A 17,435-nucleotide genomic window follows, 5' to 3' on the forward strand; every position below is an offset into this window, starting at 1 on the left:
CCGTCTCGCGGAAAGCGCGCAGAATGGCAGCGTGGCTGAGTTGGCGTTGACCGTCCGTCTGAATCCATCCGCCGCCGATGCGCGGCGCGGCGTGGTCCGGCTGCATCCCGAGGCGCTCACCGCCCTCGGGTTACGGGAGTGGGACGGTATCTCGCTGGTCGGCGCCCGCCGCACGGCCGCGGTGGTGGGCCGGGCGCCGGCCGGGACGCCGGCCGGGACCGCGCTGCTCGACGATGTGACCCTGTCCAACGCCGGACTGCGTGAGAACGCGGGCGTGGTGGTGGCACCGGCCGTGGTGTACGGCGCCCGCCGGATCCGGGTGAGTGGTTCGCGGCAGGCCACGCAATCCATTCCGGCGGCCACGCTGCGCCAGGCGCTGCTGGGCAAGGTGGTGACCGTGGGCGATACGGTCTCGCTGCTGCCCCGGGAGCTGGGCCCGGATATCCCGTCGTCGGTGGCCAGCCAGGCATTGTCGCGGGCGTTCGGTATCGCCTGGACCTCCGAACTGCTCACCGTGGTCGACACCGAACCCCCGGGCGCGCCGGTCAGCGTGCAGCCGAATACCGCGGTCGAGTGGACCGCCGGTGTGGCCACCGGTGACGAGCCGGCGCCGGTCCGGGTGAACGAACATCCCGGCCCGGGTCAGCCGCTGGCGCCGAGTCATCCGGAGACGATGGTCGGCACCGATATGCCCGGGGCCGTTCCGGTCGAGACCGCGCCGCCTACCGAGCTGAAGGTGGAGGATCTGGCCGGTGCGCAACAGCAGGCCGCGAAGCTCGCGGAATGGCTGAGCCTGGCGTTGGACGAACCCGAGTTGCTCAAGGCGCTCGGCGCGACCCCGCGCCTGGGCGTGCTCATCACCGGGCCGGCGGGTGTGGGCAAGGCCTCGCTGGCCCGGGCGGTCGCGGCGCCGCGCCGGATCGTGGAGTTGGACGGTCCGACAGTGGGCGCGGCGGAGAGCGGCGCGCGGTTGCGCGCGGTGGCCGCCGCGGCCGCGGCGGTGGGTTCGGGGCGCGGCGGGATTCTGCTGGTCACCGATATCGATGCGCTGCTGCCCGAACCGGCCGAACCGGTCGCCACCCTGATCCTGGACCAATTGCGGGCCGCCGTGGCCGAACCGTGCGTGGCGCTGCTGGCCACCACCGCGCATCCGGCGGCCATCGATCGCCGGCTGCGGGCACCCGATCTGTGCGACCGGGAGCTCGCGCTGGCGCTGCCCACCGCCGCGGTGCGCCGGGCACTGCTCGAGCAACTACTGCGCAAGGTACCCACGGGCGCGCTGCAATTGGACGAGATCGCCTCGTCGGCACCGGGTTTCGTGGTCGCCGATCTCGCCGCCCTGTGCCGGGAGGCGGCCCTGCGGGCGGCCGCGCGAGCCAGCCGCGACAGCACCGAACCGCGGCTCGAACAGCAGGATCTCAGCGGGGCGCTGGAGGTGATCCGGCCGCTGTCGCGATCGGGCACCGAGGAATTGGCGATCGGCAGCCTCGGCCTCGACGACGTGGGCGATATGGAAGAGACCAAGCAGGCGTTGACCGAATCGGTCCTGTGGCCGCTGCGCCACCCCGATTCGTTCGCGCGGCTCGGTATCGAACCACCGCGCGGGGTGCTGCTGTACGGTCCGCCCGGCTGCGGGAAGACCTTCCTGGTGCGGGCGCTGGCGGGCAGCGGCCAGTTGAGCGTCCACACCGTCAAGGGCGCGGAGCTGATGGACAAATGGGTGGGCTCGTCCGAACGCGCGGTGCGGGAGCTGTTCCAGCGGGCCCGTGATTCCGCGCCCTCGCTGATCTTCCTCGACGAAGTGGACGCGCTGGCACCGCGCCGCGGCCAGAGTTCGGACTCCGGGGTCGGCGACCGGGTGGTGGCGGCCCTGCTGACCGAACTGGACGGGGTGGAACCGCTACGCGATGTGGTGGTCCTGGGTGCCACCAACCGTCCGGAGCTGATCGACCCGGCACTGTTGCGTCCGGGCCGCCTCGAACGACTGGTGTTCGTTCCGCCACCCGACGGCGAGGCCCGCGAGGCCATCCTGCGCACCACCGGCCGCGCGGTCCCACTGGCCGAGTCGGTGGACCTGGCGCAGCTGGCTGTCGATCTGGACGGTTTCTCCGCCGCGGACTGCGCGGCACTGCTGCGCGAAGCGGCATTGGCGGCCATGCGCCGCGATGTGGACGCGGCCGATGTGACGGCCGCGGATATCGCCGCCGCGCGCCGGGCGGTGCGGCCCTCGCTGGACCGTGATCAGGTGGAGTCGCTGCGTCGGTACGCGGAGTCCCGACACTGACCCCATTCCGATCTGTCCGTTATGCCTGACCTGGCGAAATCGTTGCCCGAGGGTAGCCGGGTGCGCGGGCGAAACCCTCAATCTGTACGATTGTCCCAGTTCGTGCTCGCATATGATGAGCGCGCAATACCCCGCCGCCCCGATACCGACGGAGGTAACGCTTGCTCGCCATCCTGCTCGCACACGCCCTGGCCGCGCTGATCGCGCCCGCCGCCGTGCGAGCAATAGGCCGCAATGCGTTCTATCCACTCGCACTGGTACCCCTCGTCAGCCTCGGCTGGGTGATCACCCACTGGAACGACGAGATCCAGGTCCGGCTGCCCTGGGCGCCGACCATCGATCTGTCGCTGGACCTGCGCTTCGATTCCCTGGCGACCGTGATGAGCGCACTGGTCCTGGGTATCGGCGCCCTGGTCCTGGCCTACTGCGCCCGCTACTTCACCGACAACGAACCGAAACTGGGCTCCTTCGCGGCCTGGCTCGTCGCCTTCTCCGGCGCCATGTTCGGCCTGGTCACCAGCGACAACATGCTGCTGCTGTTCACTTTCTGGGAAGTGACCACGGTGCTGTCGTTCCTGCTGGTCGGGCACAACTCCGACAGCGTCCCCGGACGCCGGGCCGCCCTGCAGGCGCTGCTGGTCACCGGGGCGGGCGGTCTGGCCATGCTGGCCGGGATCGTCATCCTCGGGCAGTCCTACGGCAGCTATCTGCTCTCGGACGTGCTGGCGGCCGACCACCCGCCCGGCGGTATCGCGATCCAGGTCGCGATCGGGCTCGTACTGGTGGGCGCGCTGAGCAAATCCGCGATCGTACCGCTGCATTTCTGGTTGCCCGGCGCCATGGCCGCGCCCACCCCGGTGAGCGCGTATCTGCACGCGGCCGCCATGGTGAAAGCGGGTATCTACCTGATTGCCCGGCTCGCGCCGGCCTTCGCCGACGAACCGGTCTGGCGGCCGCTGGTCCTCACCCTGGGCCTGGCATCGATGCTGCTGGCCGGGCTGCGCGCCCTGCAGGTCACCGACCTGAAACTGGTCCTCGCCTTCGGCACCGTGAGCCAGCTCGGCTTCCTGGTGGTGATGGTCGGCCTCGGCACCCCGGACGCCGCGCTCGCCGGTATCGGCCTGATCGTGGCGCACGCCCTGTTCAAGGCCGCCCTCTTCCTGGTGGTCGGCATCATCGACCACGGCGCGGGCACCCGTGACCTGCGTGAACTCTCGGGGTTGGGCCGCCGCGCGCCGATACTGCTCGGTGCCGCGTCGCTGGCCGCGCTGAGTATGGCGGGTATACCGCCGCTCTGGGGCTTCGTGGCGAAGGAATCGGCGCTGGCCGCCGAACTCGCCGCCGAACCGCTCTCCCTCACCGTAAAACTGCTGCTCGGCGCCGGGCTGGTGCTCGGATCCATGCTCACCGTCGCCTACAGCGCACGCTTCGTCTGGGGTGCTTTCGCGGACAAGCCCGGGGTCCCGGTCCCGAGCTGGCACGCGCCCGGATTCGGCCTGATCGCGGCACCGGTGGCACTGGCCGTGGGCTCGCTGGCCGCCGGACTCGCCGCACCCTGGATGGACGGCCTGCTGGCGCCGTACGCCGAAACCCTACCGGGCGAACTGACCGAACATCTGCAGCTCTGGCACGGTCTGACCTGGCCGCTCGCGCTCACCGTCGTGATCATCGCCGGCGGTCTCGCCCTGTTCTCGGTACAGGACCGGATCGGAGAATCGGCCACCCTGCTCGGCAACGCCGACCGCGGTTACGACGCCGCCCTGCGGGCGATGGACCGGCTGTCGCTGAAGATGACCACTTCGGTACAGCGCGGTTCGCTACCGCTGAACCAGGCGATCATCCTCGGCACGCTGGTCATCCTGCCCGCGGTGGTCCTGGCCCTCGGGACGCGCACCGGTGTGGAGCTGCGGCTGTGGGATTCGCCGTTACAGCTGGTGATCGGTGTGATCATGATCGCCATGGCGCTGAGTGCGACCGTACTGCGCAACAGGCTGGCGAGCGTCCTGGTCGTCGGGCTCACCGGTTACGGCTGCGGTGTCGTCTTCGCCCTGCACGGCGCCCCCGACCTGGCCCTGACCCAATTCCTGGTGGAGACCCTCACCCTGGTGGTCTTCGTCCTGGTGCTGCGGGCCTTCCCGCCGGAGATCGGCCCGGAACAGCAGGCCGGTTTCCAGGTCGGCCGGGCGGCGATCGCCATCGCGGTCGGGATCGCGGTACCGGTGCTGGCGGCCTTCGCCGGCGCCGCCCGCAATGCCCAGCCGATCTGGGAACGTATCCCGGCCGCGGCCTACGAGTTCGGCGGCGGTAAGAACGCGGTCAACGTACTGCTGGTCGATATCCGCGCCTGGGACACTCTCGGCGAGATATCGGTGCTCGTCGTGGCCGCGACCGGTGTCGCCTCGCTGGTGTTCCGCAGCCGCCGGTTCGGCGCGGCGCCGCGCGCCGCCGACGCTCCGAACTACCTCCCGGGCAAGGTGAGCTGGCTGCCCGCCGGGCGGCTGGTCGACCGCCGGGACCGATCGATGGTCCTGCAGATCACGACCCGCCTGGTCTTCCCGACCATCATGGTCCTGTCGGTGTACTTCTTCTTCTCCGGCCACAACGCACCCGGCGGCGGTTTCGCCGGCGGCCTCATCGCCGGACTGGCGCTGGTACTGCGCTATCTCGCCGGCGGCCAGTACGAACTCGGCGAAGCGCTCCCGGTGGAAGCCGGGCATCTGCTCGGCGCCGGACTGATCCTGGCCGCGGGCACTGCCACGGCATCGCTGGTCCTCGGGTATCCCCCGCTGTACTCGACCATCGTGGAGGCCTCGGTACCGCTGCTCGGTCACATCAAATTGGTGACGTCGCTGTTCTTCGACCTCGGCGTCTACCTCATCGTGGTGGGCCTCATCCTGGATGTGCTGCGCAGCCTCGGCGCGCGCCTCGACGACGAGCTGGTGCAGTCATGAGCGAACCTACGGTGACGGGCACAACCGCCCCGGCGATCGTGCCGGGGCCGAACGACAGCGAGGTGGCGGTATGAGCGCCAATCTCACCCTCTTGATCGTGGTCGGTGTTCTGGTGGCCTGCGGGGTGTACCTGCTGCTGGAACGGACCGTATCGAAGATGCTGCTCGGCATCCTGCTGTTCAGCAATGCCGTCAACCTGCTCATCCTGACCATGGGCGGACCCGACGGAGCGCCGCCGATCCAGGGCGCCACCGATACCGATCACAACACCATGGCCGATCCCCTGGCACAGGCATTGGTGCTGACCGCCATCGTCATCACCATGGGAGTCTCGGCGTTCGTCCTGGCGCTGGCCTATCGCTCCTACATCCTGACCACGAGCGAAAAAGTCGAGAACGACCCGGAGGATGTCGGGATCGCCGCGCGCCCGCCGGAGGAACCCGAAGAATGAGCCTGCCGCACGATCTGCTAGCCACCTTCGCGCCGCTGCCGGTGCTCATTCCACTGCTCGCCGCCGCCGTGACCCTTGTCGTCGGACGCAGTCCGCGGGTGCAGCGCATCCTGGCGACCGTCGCGCTGAGCGGCGCCGTCGCCGTCTGCGGTGTGCTGCTCTACCTCGCCGACCGCGACGGTACGGTCGCGGTCCAGGTCGGCGGCTGGGAGACTCCGATCGGTATCACCATCGTGGTGGACCGGCTCTCCGCCGCCATGCTGCTGGTCTCGGCGATCGTATTGCTCGCGGTCGCGCTGTACGGCGCCGGTCAGAACATCGCCGATGCCCAGGCGAAACAGCCCACCTCCATCTTCTGGCCCACCTACCTGGTGCTCAGCGCCGGTGTGGCGATGGCCTTCCTGGCCGGTGACCTGTTCAACCTCTTCGTCGGTTTCGAGATCCTGCTGGTCGCCTCGTTCGTACTGCTCACCCTGGGCGCGACCGCGCAGCGCATCCGGGCCGGAGTGTCGTATGTGATGGTGTCGATGGTGTCGTCGCTGATCTTCCTGATCGGCACCGCCGTCGTCTACGGCGCCACCGGGACCCTGAACTTCGCGCAACTGTCGCTGCGGATGGACGCGATTCCCGACGGGATCCGCCAGGCCGTGTACGCCGTACTGCTGGTCGCGTTCGGGATCAAAGCGGCGGTCTTCCCGCTGTCGAATTGGCTACCCGATTCCTATCCCACCGCGCCCGCGCCGGTCACCGCGGTCTTCGCGGGTCTGCTCACCAAGGTCGGCGTGTACGCGATCGTGCGGACCCAGACTCTGATGTTCCCGGACGGCGGCTTCGACAATCTGCTGCTGATCACCGGGCTGCTGACCATGCTGATCGGTATCTTCGGTGCCATCGCGCAGAACGATATCCGGCGACTGCTCTCGTTCACACTGGTCAGCCATATCGGCTACATGATGTTCGGGGTCGGGATCGCCAATACGATCGGTCTGGCGGGCACGGTGTACTACATCGCGCATCACATCCTCGTACAGACCGCGCTGTTCCTGGTGGCCGGTCTGATCGAACGGCAGGCCGGTTCGACCTCGCTACGGCGGGTCGGCGGATTGGCGGCCGCCAGCCCGATACTGGCGGGTCTGTTCCTGATACCCGCACTCAATCTCGGCGGGATACCGCCGTTCTCCGGTTTCATCGGCAAGGTCGCGCTGCTGCAGGCCGGCGCGCAGGACGGCAGTGCGCTGGCCTGGATCCTGGTGGCCGGATCGGTGGTCACCAGCCTGCTCACGCTGTATGTGATGGCGCGGGTATGGAGCAAAGCGTTCTGGCGGCCGCGGGAGCAGGCGCCGGAGGGCCATCTGGTGTCCGCGACCCTGCCGTCGCTGGTGGAGGACAACACCGACATCCTCTACGACGAACGCACCGACCCCGGCCGGCTACCGGCGATGATGGTGCTGCCGACCGCCGCCCTGGTCGCGGTCGGGCTGGCGCTGACCGTCTGGGCGGGCCCGGTACTCGGTATCGCCGACCGCGCGGCGGCCGAACTACAGGACCGCGCGAGCTATATCGGCGCGGTTCTCGGCGGGGGGACGAAATGACCGCGCTACGTGTACTGGTGAACCGCGACAATGTCCTGCGGGTCGGCATCCTGATCTGGTTGACGGTGGTGTGGGTGGCGCTGTGGGGGCGGGTGAGCTTCGCGAATATCGCCGCCGGGCTCGCGGTAGGCGCGATCATCATGGTGACCCTGCCGCTGCCCCGGATCCCGGTACGCGGGCAGTTGCGGCTGCTACCGCTGCTGAAACTGGCGGCGGTCAGCGTCTACTACGGACTCGAATCCAGCCTTCAGCTCGCCTGGTTCGCGCTGCGACCCGGGCCGCCCCCGGTCTCCGGGGTCCTCAAGGTCCAGTTCGCCTTCAAATCGGATCTGGTCCTGGTGCTGTGCACCAACCTGCTGAACCTGATCCCGGGCACCATGGTGCTGGAACTCGACCGCGAACAGTGCGCGGTGTACGTGCACGTCATCGATGTCAGCAGCAAGGAGGCGGTGGCGAAGTTCTACCGGACCATCCGGGTGGTGGAAAGTCTGCTGATCGACGCGTTCCAGCGTCGCGCCACCCCGCTGCCACCGCCGACCGGTCAGGAGGTTACCCAGTGATCGTCGTGGCCGTGGTGGCCGCGGTCCTGCTCAGTGCGGCCGCGTTGATCACCGCATATCGCATAATCGCGGGCCCCGATACCCTCGACCGCGTGGTCGGGATCGACTCCATCATCGCGATGGCGATCTGCGGACTCGCGGTATGGGCGGCCTACAGCCGCGATACCAGCGTGGTGCCCGCCATCGTCGCGCTGTCGCTGGTGGGCTTCCTCGGGTCCGCGGCCGTCACCCGCTTCCGGGTCCGGGACGACCGATGAACACGGTATTCGACTGGATCTCCGGCACCCTCATCATCCTCGGCGCGCTGCTGGCACTCACCGCGGCGATCGGGATCGTCCGGTTCCCCGACACCCTGCTGCGTATGCACTCCGCGACCAAACCCCAGGTCATCGGTTTGATCTCGGTGCTGGCCGGTACCTGCATCCGGGTCTACGACGACCCGAACGTCTGGATGCTGGTCCTGGTCGGGCTGTTCACCCTGCTCACCGCGCCGGTGATCGCCCATCTGATCGGCCGCACCGCCTATCGGGAGCAGTTGCACCGCAAAGATCTGCTGGTGGTCAACGAACTCGAGGACGAACTGGATCAGCGGCAGCCGTGATCGGGTCCGGCCCGGCCGCCGTCATCTCGAGCGGATCAGCCGTGCTGTTCACCGCGTCCGCCGATTCGGCGGACAGGGTCGCGACCGCGGGCTCGGCCGTCCGGTCGGCGCGCCGGCGGGCGAACCAGGTGGCATGGAAACCCGCGGCCATCGCGGCGAGCAGCGCCGAGACGATCGAACCCGCGACCACCGGATGGTCGGCCATCTGTACCGCGAGATACCGGTAACCCACCAGCAGGGTCACCAGCACCACCACACCACCGGCGACCAGCCGGACCCGGAACAGTCCCCAGCCGCGCTCCGGTTCGCGCAGCGCCGATTCCACGGTCAGGCAGAGGACCGCGCCGGCGACCAGATCGACCCCGTAGTGATAGCCGAATCCGAGGGTCGCGGCCAGCGTGCCCAGCAGCCAGAACATCCCGCCCCAGCGCAACCAGGTCGGGGCGAGCGAACCGTCGGCGTTGCGACGGGTGTGCAGGAACAGCGCCAGCGCCCACGCGGTGTGCATGGACGGCATACAGTTGCGCGGCGAGAACGAGTCGAAATCCATCGCTTGCGGCGCCCGGTCGAGCGGCGGCAGCACCTCGGGCCAGAAATTGCCCAGCTGGAAACCGTTCCCGTCGACCCCGTAGGCGAACATCGGCCCGACCACCGGGAACAGGATGTACACCAGCGGTCCGACCAGACCCAGCACCAGGAATGTCCGCACCAGATAGTGGCTCGGCCACCGTCCGCCGGTCACCACCGTCCGCAACTGCCAGACCGCCACGACGATGGCGGCCGCGGGCAGTTCGATGTACACCCAGTGCAGAATCGCGTCGGGTACCGGCCCCAGCGTCTCCAGCACCCGGCCCATCACCCAGGCCGGATCGCCGAGGGCGTGATCGGCGAGCATCACATACTGGTCCAGGACGCGCGGCCGCACATCCACGGTGATGTGCAGCCACACATCTCCGACCTTGGTCGCCAGGACCAGCAGCGCACCCAGCGCGGCGGCGTGCAGCGCATTGCGCCGTTCGATTCCGGTCCAGCGCAACCAGGCCACCAACGCCAACGCGGTGAGCACCAGCACCGGTCCGTTACCGACCGTGAACGGCCCGCCCGCGAGCACCCGTCCGCCCGCGAAGACGAGATCGATCAGCACGGCGGCCCCGAACGCGATCACCCGGCGCCGGGCCGGGATCCCGACCAGCGCCAGCACCAGACCCGCCCACGGCACTGTCATGGACTTGGGTGTGCCGACGTAATCGCGGGCCAGACTCGTCAGCGGTCCCTCGAATCCCCGCCAGAACGCCACCCCCTGCAGCACCAGCAGCAGTATCGGCACCGCGATGACGGCGGCGATCCGAACCCCCCGCCGCGACACCGATCTGCGCGCCGCTGCTCCGGCGACCGTATTCGGGTTTTCGACTAGCACCCGCCTATCGTAAACGGCACGTGAACGGCAGGTCACCGGGCTGCTGAACAGCAGCGAACCGGCCGGGTCAGCTGTCGAGTTCGCGAACCAGTGCGTCCACCACCGCGATCAGATCCCCCTGGGACGCCGCGGCCACCTGCCGCTGCCGCTGATAGTTGGCCCCACGCCGCGGAATATCGGCGACAGCGGCGAGTTCGGTCGCGCAGCCGAGCCGCCGAGCGGTCGGCTCCAGCCGATCCAGCAGCTCCTCGAGATCGTCGGTGACCAGGCGTTCCCGATTGTCGTCACCCACGATCACGATGGCGTCCAACCCGTAACGGGCGGCCCGCCATTTGTTCTCCTGCACATGCCACGGCGGCAGCGTGGGCAATGTCTCACCGTGCTCCACCCTGTCGTCCAGATAGACGATCAGGCAATGGATGAACGCCGCCAGCGCGGCCAGCTCGGCCCGGTTGGAGATTCCGTCGCAGATCCGCACCTCGATGGTGCCCCACTTCGGCGCGGGCCGGATATCCCAGTGCATACCGCCGAGCTGTTCGAACACACCGGTTTGCATCTGATCGTGCACATACCGCTCGAACTCGCCCCAGTTCTCGAACTGGAAAGGTAGTCCCGCCGTGGGCAACTGCTGGAACATCAGCGCGCGATTGCTCGCGTACCCGGTATCGGAACCCGACCACATCGGCGAGGACGCGGACAGCGCCAGCAGATGCGGATACGACAGCAGCAGAGCGTTCAGGATCGGAAAAACCTTCTCCCGATGGGAGACTCCGACATGGACGTGCACGCCCCAGATCAGCATCTGCCGCCCCCACCACTGGGTGCGTTCGATCAATTCGTCGTAATGCTCGGAACGGGTCAGCTGCTGGGTCGACCACTGCGCGAAGGGATGGGTGCCCGCGCAGAACAGATCCACACCGAGTCCGTCCGCCGCCCGGCGCACGGTGTCCATGGTGCCCGACAGATCCTGCAGGGCCCCGCCGACGGTTTCGTGCACCCCGGTGACCAACTCCACGGTGTTGCGGAGCAACTCCTTGGTCACCTGCGGGGTGCCGTCGTGCGCACGCAATTCACCGACGGCGTCGAAAACCGCTGCGGCGGTATTGGACAGATCGCGACTCGTCTTGTCGACGAGCGCGATCTCCCATTCGATACCGATGGTCGGCCGGGGCGACCCGCGGAACGGCACCGGATCGATCCGTGCCCCGCCCATATCGCCCCTCCGTCGTGCGTCTGTACTAGCCGCCGATTACACCGCAGGCGACGCGGCCGCCCGCATCACCGGTGCTCATCGTCTGCTGGTCGGGACCGGTACCGCCCTCACGGGAGTAGCGGTCCGGGATGTTGGCGAAGTTGTCGGTGCCGGCGTGCACGATCAGCGCCTTGCCCTGGATATCGCTCAGCGTGACGGTATCGGTCGTGGTCACCAGGTAGCCGTGGCCGTCCTTGCGGACCTGCAGCGAGGTCAGATCACCACTGGCCGGATGACCGGTGGCGCCGCCGACCTGCAGATGTCCACCCGCGGACAGGAAGTCACCGGGCGCGCCACCGGCGGGCGGAGCCGAATTGGCCTCGCATTTGCCTTCCTGGTGGATGTGCAGCCCGTGGAAACCCGGGGTCAGACCGGTGGTGTCGACGGTGATACGCAGGTGATTACCCTCGTCGGCGAAATTCGCGGTCCCGACCTTCGCGCCGCTCGGCGACTTCAGCTCGACCTCGGTACCGGAACCGGCCGGGGATTGCTGCTCGGAGCCGTGCTCGCCCGCACCGGCCGGCGCCGGAGAGGACGTCCACACCGGCGGAGTCGTACCCGTCACGTCACTGGACTCCTGGCTGTTCGTGCAGGCAACGAGGCCGAAAGCCGCGACAGCCAGCACCGGCGTCACGCTACGCCAAGACGGGCGACGAGAAGTGGACGGTGCCATCAGGGAACTCCTTTACGAGTACCGAGTTTACGGACAGAGCGTTTCGACAACGATCTTTCGACGCATCAGATGATGCCACGACGCCCCGGACCGCCCGGGACGCCCCCGATATCCGGCGGCCGGGATCACCGGCCGGTCACCACCACAACGATTCCGGAACCGTCACCCAGCCCCGGGATCATGGGGGCGGTGACGGCGCCGATATCCGAAGCGACGGCGGCGGCGGTCGCCTCGTCACCGGGCGCACTGCCGTAGTACACGGTGGTGGCCTCGAGAGTGGTCGCGGCGTAGTTCCCGGTCGAGGTGTTGGTCCAGCCCCGGGCGACGAGATCGGCCGCCGTCGTGGAGGCCAACCCGGCGACCATACTGTTGTTGAGCACCCGGACAGGTGCGGATCGATCCACTTCACCGGCCGCCGCGGTGGTGGTGGGCGCGACGGCGGTGGTCGACGATTCGGCGGCCGCCGTGGTGGGTACCGCCGCACTGGTGGTGGCGCGAGGCGCGGCCAGTGCGGTCGTCGACGATGCCGTCGCCGCGCCCTCGGCGTTATCGGAGCTCTCGGAATCGGCACTCGACAGCGACATCGCACCCAGACCGGCGAATACGATCGCCAGGGCGATCAGAACCATCGCCGTCGCACGCAACGGCGGTCCACCGGAGCCAGAGTTCGAATTGCTCACCCGCCCGAGCCTAGCGGGTGCTGTGTCTATTTGCCCCGCCTGCGGCGGGGCGGGTCGGGGGCTCTGTTCATGGCGCCGCCTCCGGCGGCGCGGGTCGGGGCCCTATCAACCCCGGTTCTTCACTCCGCCGCTCAGTCGCTGCGCTCCTTCGCTCTGTCGCTCCAGAACTGGGGCGGGCCCCGACCACTGCGGTGGGCCATACGGAGTGGACAGAACGGGCGCGCTGAGCTGCGATTCGAGTAGAAGGGGGGTGGGCTCACCGCGTTGTCGGCGCTCGGCGTCACCGGCGCGTGGACCGCTGACAGCACGCGCGCACCGGGTCGGTCGCCGCTTTTCGGCGTTGCAGAGCGGAGGCGGGCTCACCCCGCGGGCGGCGAACATACAGGCAGACGGGCGGTGCGTGACCTATGCACTGGATGAACTCACGGCGCGGCAGGTGATCGATGGCCGGCCTGGGAAATATCGGGGGGCGGGCGTTATCAGGCCGTCGACGCGACGGATCCGGCGACGGCCGCTGTCATGTCTTCCGGATGGCCGCTCACCGTCGCGGCCGGAGCTCAGACCTGGAAACCGAGTTTGCGGGCGGCGCGTGATTTCTGGCGACTGGCGCGCAGGCGGCGCAGGCGTTTCACCAGCATCGGGTCGACGGCCAGGGCTTCGGGCCGATCGATGAGGGTGTTGAGGACCTGGTAATAACGGGTCGGGGACAGCGCGAACAGTTCGCGGATCGCCTCTTCTTTGGCGCCCGCGTATTTCCACCACTGCCGCTCGAAAGCCAGCATCTCGTGTTCGCGGCGACTCAAGCCGCTCTCCGGTGCCGCTTCGGGATTCGTATTCTCTGCAGTGGCCGGAGGACTGCCCTGGATTGCGGAAAGATCCCGCGCTGCTGCGCCGTCCATCTTGCTCCTCGCCGAGTTACCACCGGACGCGATCGCCGTCCGAAGGACACGATCGGGTCACCGTGTTACTGCCTTGCGATATTCAACCACGCCGTCCGGGTAACCGCCGGTGTCGATGTCCGGCGTGTCCGGGACGGTGGTACCAGAAGGCTCGGTGCGACCCGCCGCACCTGGCCGGACCCACTACTGCGAGCGCGCAGAGCGGGCCCTTTTCGCACCCCGGCACCGGCCCCAATAAGCTCGTATCCATGTCAATCCTGCCCATCGTGATCGTCGGCGATCCCGTGCTGCACGGCCCCACCGCGCCGGTGACCGAACCGCCGGCGGAACTGGCCGGGCTGATCACGGATATGTACGAGACCCTGGATGCCGCCAACGGTGTCGGCCTGGCCGCCAATCAGGTCGGGGTGTCCAAACGTCTCTTCGTCTACGACTGCCCGGACCGGACCGAGGACGGTTCGGTGACGCGACGCCGGGGCGCCGTGATCAACCCCGTACTGGAGACCTCGGCGATTCCCGAGACCATGCCGGATCCCGATGACGACGAAGAGGGTTGTCTGTCGGTACCGGGCGAGCAGTACCCCACCGGCCGGGCCGAATGGGCCAGGGTCACCGGCACCGACGAGCACGGCGAACCGGTCACGGTGGAGGGCACCGGTTTCTTCGCCCGCATGCTGCAACACGAAGTCGGCCACCTCGACGGCTATCTCTATATCGACGTGCTGGTCGGACGTCACGCCCGCGCGGCGAAGAAGGCGGTGAAACGCAACGGCTGGGGCGTCCCCGGCCTCGACTGGCTACCCGGTAGCGACCCGGACCCCTTCGGATATGACGACTGATCCGCACGAATCCGACGACCTCCCGATCACCGATATCCCGGTGGGTGAACGGGTGGTGGTGCGCTACCGGCTCCCCGAAGGCAGTAGTCCACCGCTGACCGATGTGATCGGCGAGGTGGTGGAGACCAATCCGCTCACCGTCCTGGCCGCGGACGGGCATCCGGTGATGATTCCGGCCGCCAGTGTAGTGGCGTTGAAATCGTTGTCGCCCAGGCCGATTCGCACCTCGGAGATACGGGCGCTGGAAACCGCGGCGGCCTTCGGCTGGCCAGGCTCGGAATACGCCTGGATCGACGGCTGGCTCCTGCGCGCCGGTCACGGCTACACCCGGCGCGCCAATTCCGCAGTGCCCATAGGTGATTCGAGCGGACCCGCCCGGATCACCCCGGACACCCTGCACCGGATCGGCACCTGGTACGCCGCCCAGGGCCTACCGCTGCAACTGGCACTGCCCGACCGGCTGGCCGCCGTGCCACCGGGCTGGAACAGCTGGGGCGAGACCCAGGTACTGGGCATCGACCTGGAGAATTTCGTCCTGCCCCAGGGTCCGTCCATGGTGCGGATCGCTCCCGAACCCGATATCGCGTGGCTGGAGATCCACCGCTACCGCGGCGACGAACCGACCGGCCACACCGCCACCGTGCCCCTCCCCGAAGTCCTTTCCGCCGTCCACGACGGGCAGCTGGGATTCGCCTCGCTCGGTCTGCCCAACCCCATCGCCATCGCCCGCGGCGCACTCACCACCGCCTCCGACGGCCGCCGCTGGGTCGGCCTCACCTGCGTCGCCGTCGTCGCCGCCCATCGCCGCCACGGCCTGGCCGCACTCGTCTGCGGGGAACTGCTGCGCTGGGGTCACGACCGTGGCGCGACACATGCGTACGTGCAGGTCGAGGCCGGTAACGTCGATGCCCTGGAACTCTTCGGCGAACTCGGTTTCGTCGATCACCACAGCTACCGCTACGCGGTCCCCGGCGGTTCCGCCACCACGTCGTAGCACCGGCGGTTCCGGGCGTCGGCCCCCGCCCCGAGCCCGGTGGCGGCTCGAGCCGGCGTCGAGCCCGGGCTGCTGTCGGCTCCGGCCAGGCGTCGACCCGATCCGTGCCGACTCCAGCCCAGCGTCGGCTCCGACCCGCCGTCGATTCCGGCCGGTGTCCGGCCCGCGGCCCGAGCCATACTCGCCGCCCGGAACAGGCACCGTCCATCCGGCAACCGGCCGCGGCGGAACGCAACGCCGACGCCGACGCCGACGCATCGTCGGCCGACGCCCGCGGCCTGCTCGTACCGGCGCCGGACTCACCGACCGGGTTCCAGGCGAAAGCCGGCCGGACCGGACCAGGTATCGGCCCCGGACCGGCACCGACCAGAGCCCCGCCAACGCACAGACCTCGTAGTGGGCCGGCACAGCAGCGAACACAGCGACCGATTTCCGGCCCCCGGGCCCGTCCCGACCAGCAGCCATCGACCCCCTAGAGTGGTGTCGTCCTACCCACGCCGGTCGAAACACACCTTCACCAACCAACCTCGCGCCACCTACCAACGCCCCGCCTTCTCCGAATCGTCACCTCAGCGGCGGGGCCCGCCCCGGTTCTGGAGCGACGTAGCGAAGGAGCGCAGCGACTGAGCGTAGGAGTGAAGACCCGGGGTTGATAGGGCCCCGCCCCGCGGCGCCGAAGGCGCCGCCATGAACACAGAGGTACCCATTGCGACTGGCAACCTGGAATGTCAATTCGATCCGTTCCCGGCAGGACCGGGTGCTGGCCTGGCTGGATCGCCAGGATATCGATGTGCTGGCGATCCAGGAGACCAAGTGCCGCGACGACCAGTTCCCGTTCGAGCCTTTCGCGGAGGCCGGGTACGAGGTGGCCCATATCGGCCTGAACCAGTGGAACGGGGTGGCGATCGCCTCGCGGATCGGGCTCGACGATGTGGAGATCGGGTTCCCGGGGCAGCCCGGGTTCGACCGTGATGCCGCCGATACCCTCATCCCCTCACCCACCGTCGAGGCGCGCGCCCTGGGCGCCACCTGCGGCGGAGTCCAGGTATGGAGCCTGTACGTACCGAACGGCCGAGCGCTGACCGATCCGCACTACGAGTACAAACTCGCCTGGCTGGCCGCGCTGCGCGCCGACGCCGCCCGCCGGTTGGCCGCCGACCCGCAGGCGAAGACGGCACTGGTCGGGGACTGGAATATCGCACCCACCGACGACGATGTCTGGTCACCCGAGTTCTTCTCCGGCAGAACCCATGTGTCGCAACCGGAACGGGATGCGTTCGACGCGATGCTCGATACCGGTTTCACCGATGTGATGCGGCCGTTCGCGCCCGGCCCCGGGGTGTACACGTATTGGGATTACACCCAGTTGCGGTTTCCCCGGAAGGAAGGGATGCGCATCGATTTCGTGCTGGCCTCCCCGGCATTGGCCGCGACGGTCGTCGATGCCGGAGTCGACCGGGAAGAACGCAAGGGCAAGGGCGCCAGCGATCACGCCCCGGTGATCGCCGAGTTCACCGACTGACCGGCGTTACAGCCAATCCGCGAGCGGATCGGTGGCCAGGAAGACCCCGAGCGGCTCCGGGATTTCGATATCGGTGCCGAACGGCACGGTCACCTTGGTGCTGTAGCGCCCGTCCTCCGGCTCGCTGTACACACTGACTTCCGCTGCGCCGCGGTCGATCAGGAAGTAGAGCGGAATACCCGTGGCCGCGTACAGGAACGGTTTGTCGAGCCGGTCCCGGAGTTCGGTGTGCTGGGCCCGCGAACTGATCTCGATGGTCATGATCACCGGCTGCGGATCCGACCATTCACCTTCACCGGCGAAGGCCGACGCGGGCGCGAGTATCGCATCGGGCCGTACCCGGCTACCGCCGTTACGCCCGGCCCGCAGGCCCCGATCGGCGAAAAGCCACAGTTCGGAGCGGCGCGGCACCAGGAAACGTGCCAGCCACTGCACGACCCGGGTGTGATTGGGATCCGGGCGCGCCTTCGCGGCCAGTAGGCCGTTCAGGTATTCGAGCCGCAGCCCTTCGGAAATCCGCTGAGCAGCCGCGTCGAGTTCTTCGAACTCGTCGGCGGTCATCAGCGATCCATGCGAGAGGGTCACGGATAGACCCTATCGCTCTGTGTTCATGGCGGCGCCTTCGGCGCCGCGGGGTGGGGCCCTATTAACCCCGGTTCTTCACTCCGGCGCTCAGTACCTGCGGAACGTGCGACAGTAGCGCCAGAACCCGGGCGGGCC

The 17,435-nt window shown here is 68.6% G+C and carries 16 protein-coding genes; 10 read left to right on the top strand and 6 right to left on the bottom strand.

All coding sequences use genetic code 11. The features are described from left to right. Nucleotides 1–31: 31 nt before the first annotated feature. The 7 genes from ACWEWT_RS34275 to mnhG all read left to right on the top strand — a co-directional run bounded on the left by ACWEWT_RS34275 (nucleotide 32) and on the right by mnhG (nucleotide 8,439). Entirely contained in the window at nucleotides 32–2,284 is a 2,253-nt protein-coding gene (locus tag ACWEWT_RS34275; RefSeq protein WP_452565004.1) for an AAA family ATPase, read from the top strand. 161 nt (nucleotides 2,285–2,445) lie between these two features. Then, a complete protein-coding gene (locus tag ACWEWT_RS34280; protein WP_452565005.1) occupies nucleotides 2,446–5,235 on the top strand; it encodes a Na+/H+ antiporter subunit A in 2,790 nt (929 codons plus the stop codon). Between the two features lie 70 nt (nucleotides 5,236–5,305). Next, nucleotides 5,306–5,686 carry a Na(+)/H(+) antiporter subunit C gene (locus ACWEWT_RS34285; protein WP_452565006.1) on the top strand — a complete coding sequence of 127 codons (381 nt, stop codon included), beginning with the start codon at nucleotides 5,306–5,308 and terminating at the stop codon, nucleotides 5,684–5,686. After that, nucleotides 5,683–7,278: a Na+/H+ antiporter subunit D gene (locus ACWEWT_RS34290; protein ID WP_452565007.1), complete on the top strand. Its 1,596-nt coding sequence runs from the start codon at nucleotides 5,683–5,685 to the stop codon at nucleotides 7,276–7,278. The genes ACWEWT_RS34285 and ACWEWT_RS34290 overlap by 4 nt, the downstream gene beginning before the upstream one ends. A 17-nt stretch (nucleotides 7,279–7,295) precedes the next feature. After that, nucleotides 7,296–7,838, top strand: coding sequence for a Na+/H+ antiporter subunit E (locus ACWEWT_RS34295; protein WP_452565020.1), 543 nt, complete (start codon nucleotides 7,296–7,298; stop codon nucleotides 7,836–7,838). Further along, on the top strand, nucleotides 7,835–8,095 hold the full coding sequence (locus tag ACWEWT_RS34300; protein ID WP_452565008.1) for a monovalent cation/H+ antiporter complex subunit F: 261 nt from the start codon (nucleotides 7,835–7,837) through the stop codon (nucleotides 8,093–8,095). Before ACWEWT_RS34295 ends, ACWEWT_RS34300 begins: the two co-directional genes overlap by 4 nt. After that, entirely contained in the window at nucleotides 8,092–8,439 is a 348-nt protein-coding gene (gene mnhG / locus ACWEWT_RS34305) for a monovalent cation/H(+) antiporter subunit G (RefSeq protein ID WP_452565009.1), read from the top strand. The genes ACWEWT_RS34300 and mnhG overlap by 4 nt, the downstream gene beginning before the upstream one ends. Here the strand turns inward: mnhG and ACWEWT_RS34310 are convergent. From ACWEWT_RS34310 to ACWEWT_RS34330, 5 genes are all read right to left on the bottom strand, one after another. Further along, entirely contained in the window at nucleotides 8,399–9,805 is a 1,407-nt protein-coding gene (locus ACWEWT_RS34310) for a DUF5933 domain-containing protein (RefSeq protein WP_452565021.1), read from the bottom strand. The two genes, mnhG and ACWEWT_RS34310, sit on opposite strands and share 41 nt — an antisense overlap. A 118-nt stretch (nucleotides 9,806–9,923) precedes the next feature. Then, entirely contained in the window at nucleotides 9,924–11,069 is a 1,146-nt protein-coding gene (locus tag ACWEWT_RS34315; RefSeq protein ID WP_452565010.1) for a glutamate--cysteine ligase, read from the bottom strand. Between the two features lie 25 nt (nucleotides 11,070–11,094). Then, entirely contained in the window at nucleotides 11,095–11,781 is a 687-nt protein-coding gene (gene sodC / locus ACWEWT_RS34320) for a superoxide dismutase[Cu-Zn] (RefSeq protein WP_452565011.1), read from the bottom strand. 125 nt (nucleotides 11,782–11,906) lie between these two features. Next, the gene (locus ACWEWT_RS34325; RefSeq protein WP_452565012.1) at nucleotides 11,907–12,461 is read right to left on the bottom strand and encodes a LytR C-terminal domain-containing protein; all 555 of its coding nucleotides are present in this window, start codon (nucleotides 12,459–12,461) and stop codon (nucleotides 11,907–11,909) included. Nucleotides 12,462–13,018: 557 nt separating this feature from the next. After that, nucleotides 13,019–13,360, bottom strand: coding sequence for a DUF3263 domain-containing protein (locus ACWEWT_RS34330; protein WP_452565013.1), 342 nt, complete (start codon nucleotides 13,358–13,360; stop codon nucleotides 13,019–13,021). Between the two features lie 248 nt (nucleotides 13,361–13,608). Here ACWEWT_RS34330 and ACWEWT_RS34335 point away from each other — a divergent pair, with 248 nt between their 5' ends. The 3 genes from ACWEWT_RS34335 to ACWEWT_RS34345 all read left to right on the top strand — a co-directional run bounded on the left by ACWEWT_RS34335 (nucleotide 13,609) and on the right by ACWEWT_RS34345 (nucleotide 16,715). Beyond that, nucleotides 13,609–14,199, top strand: a complete 591-nt coding sequence (locus ACWEWT_RS34335; protein ID WP_452565014.1) for a peptide deformylase — start codon at nucleotides 13,609–13,611, stop codon at nucleotides 14,197–14,199. After that, nucleotides 14,189–15,193, top strand: a complete 1,005-nt coding sequence (locus ACWEWT_RS34340) for an N-acetylglutamate synthase, CG3035 family (RefSeq protein WP_452565015.1) — start codon at nucleotides 14,189–14,191, stop codon at nucleotides 15,191–15,193. Before ACWEWT_RS34335 ends, ACWEWT_RS34340 begins: the two co-directional genes overlap by 11 nt. 706 nt (nucleotides 15,194–15,899) lie before the next feature. Next, nucleotides 15,900–16,715, top strand: a complete 816-nt coding sequence (locus tag ACWEWT_RS34345) for an exodeoxyribonuclease III (protein ID WP_452565016.1) — start codon at nucleotides 15,900–15,902, stop codon at nucleotides 16,713–16,715. A 6-nt stretch (nucleotides 16,716–16,721) separates the two neighbouring features. Here ACWEWT_RS34345 and ACWEWT_RS34350 read toward each other — a convergent pair whose 3' ends face one another. Next, complete coding sequence (locus ACWEWT_RS34350; protein WP_452565017.1) at nucleotides 16,722–17,300, bottom strand: Uma2 family endonuclease; 579 nt, start codon at nucleotides 17,298–17,300, stop codon at nucleotides 16,722–16,724. Between the last annotated feature and the right edge of the window lie 135 nt (nucleotides 17,301–17,435).

The sequence above is a fragment of the Nocardia sp. NPDC003963 genome (assembly GCF_053605105.1).

Excerpts from the sequence above, each read along its gene's own strand:
- ACWEWT_RS34285 (WP_452565006.1), top strand. The coding sequence starts at position 5,306 with ATGAGCGCCAATCTCACCCTCTTGATCGTGGTCGGTGTTCTGGTGGCC.
- ACWEWT_RS34340 (WP_452565015.1), top strand. The coding sequence starts at position 14,189 with ATGACGACTGATCCGCACGAATCCGACGACCTCCCGATCACCGATATC.
- ACWEWT_RS34335 (WP_452565014.1), top strand. The coding sequence starts at position 13,609 with ATGTCAATCCTGCCCATCGTGATCGTCGGCGATCCCGTGCTGCACGGC.
- ACWEWT_RS34330 (WP_452565013.1), bottom strand. The coding sequence starts at position 13,360 with ATGGACGGCGCAGCAGCGCGGGATCTTTCCGCAATCCAGGGCAGTCCT.
- ACWEWT_RS34290 (WP_452565007.1), top strand. The coding sequence starts at position 5,683 with ATGAGCCTGCCGCACGATCTGCTAGCCACCTTCGCGCCGCTGCCGGTG.
- ACWEWT_RS34315 (WP_452565010.1), bottom strand. The coding sequence starts at position 11,069 with ATGGGCGGGGCACGGATCGATCCGGTGCCGTTCCGCGGGTCGCCCCGG.
- mnhG (WP_452565009.1), top strand. The coding sequence starts at position 8,092 with ATGAACACGGTATTCGACTGGATCTCCGGCACCCTCATCATCCTCGGC.
- sodC (WP_452565011.1), bottom strand. The coding sequence starts at position 11,781 with ATGGCACCGTCCACTTCTCGTCGCCCGTCTTGGCGTAGCGTGACGCCG.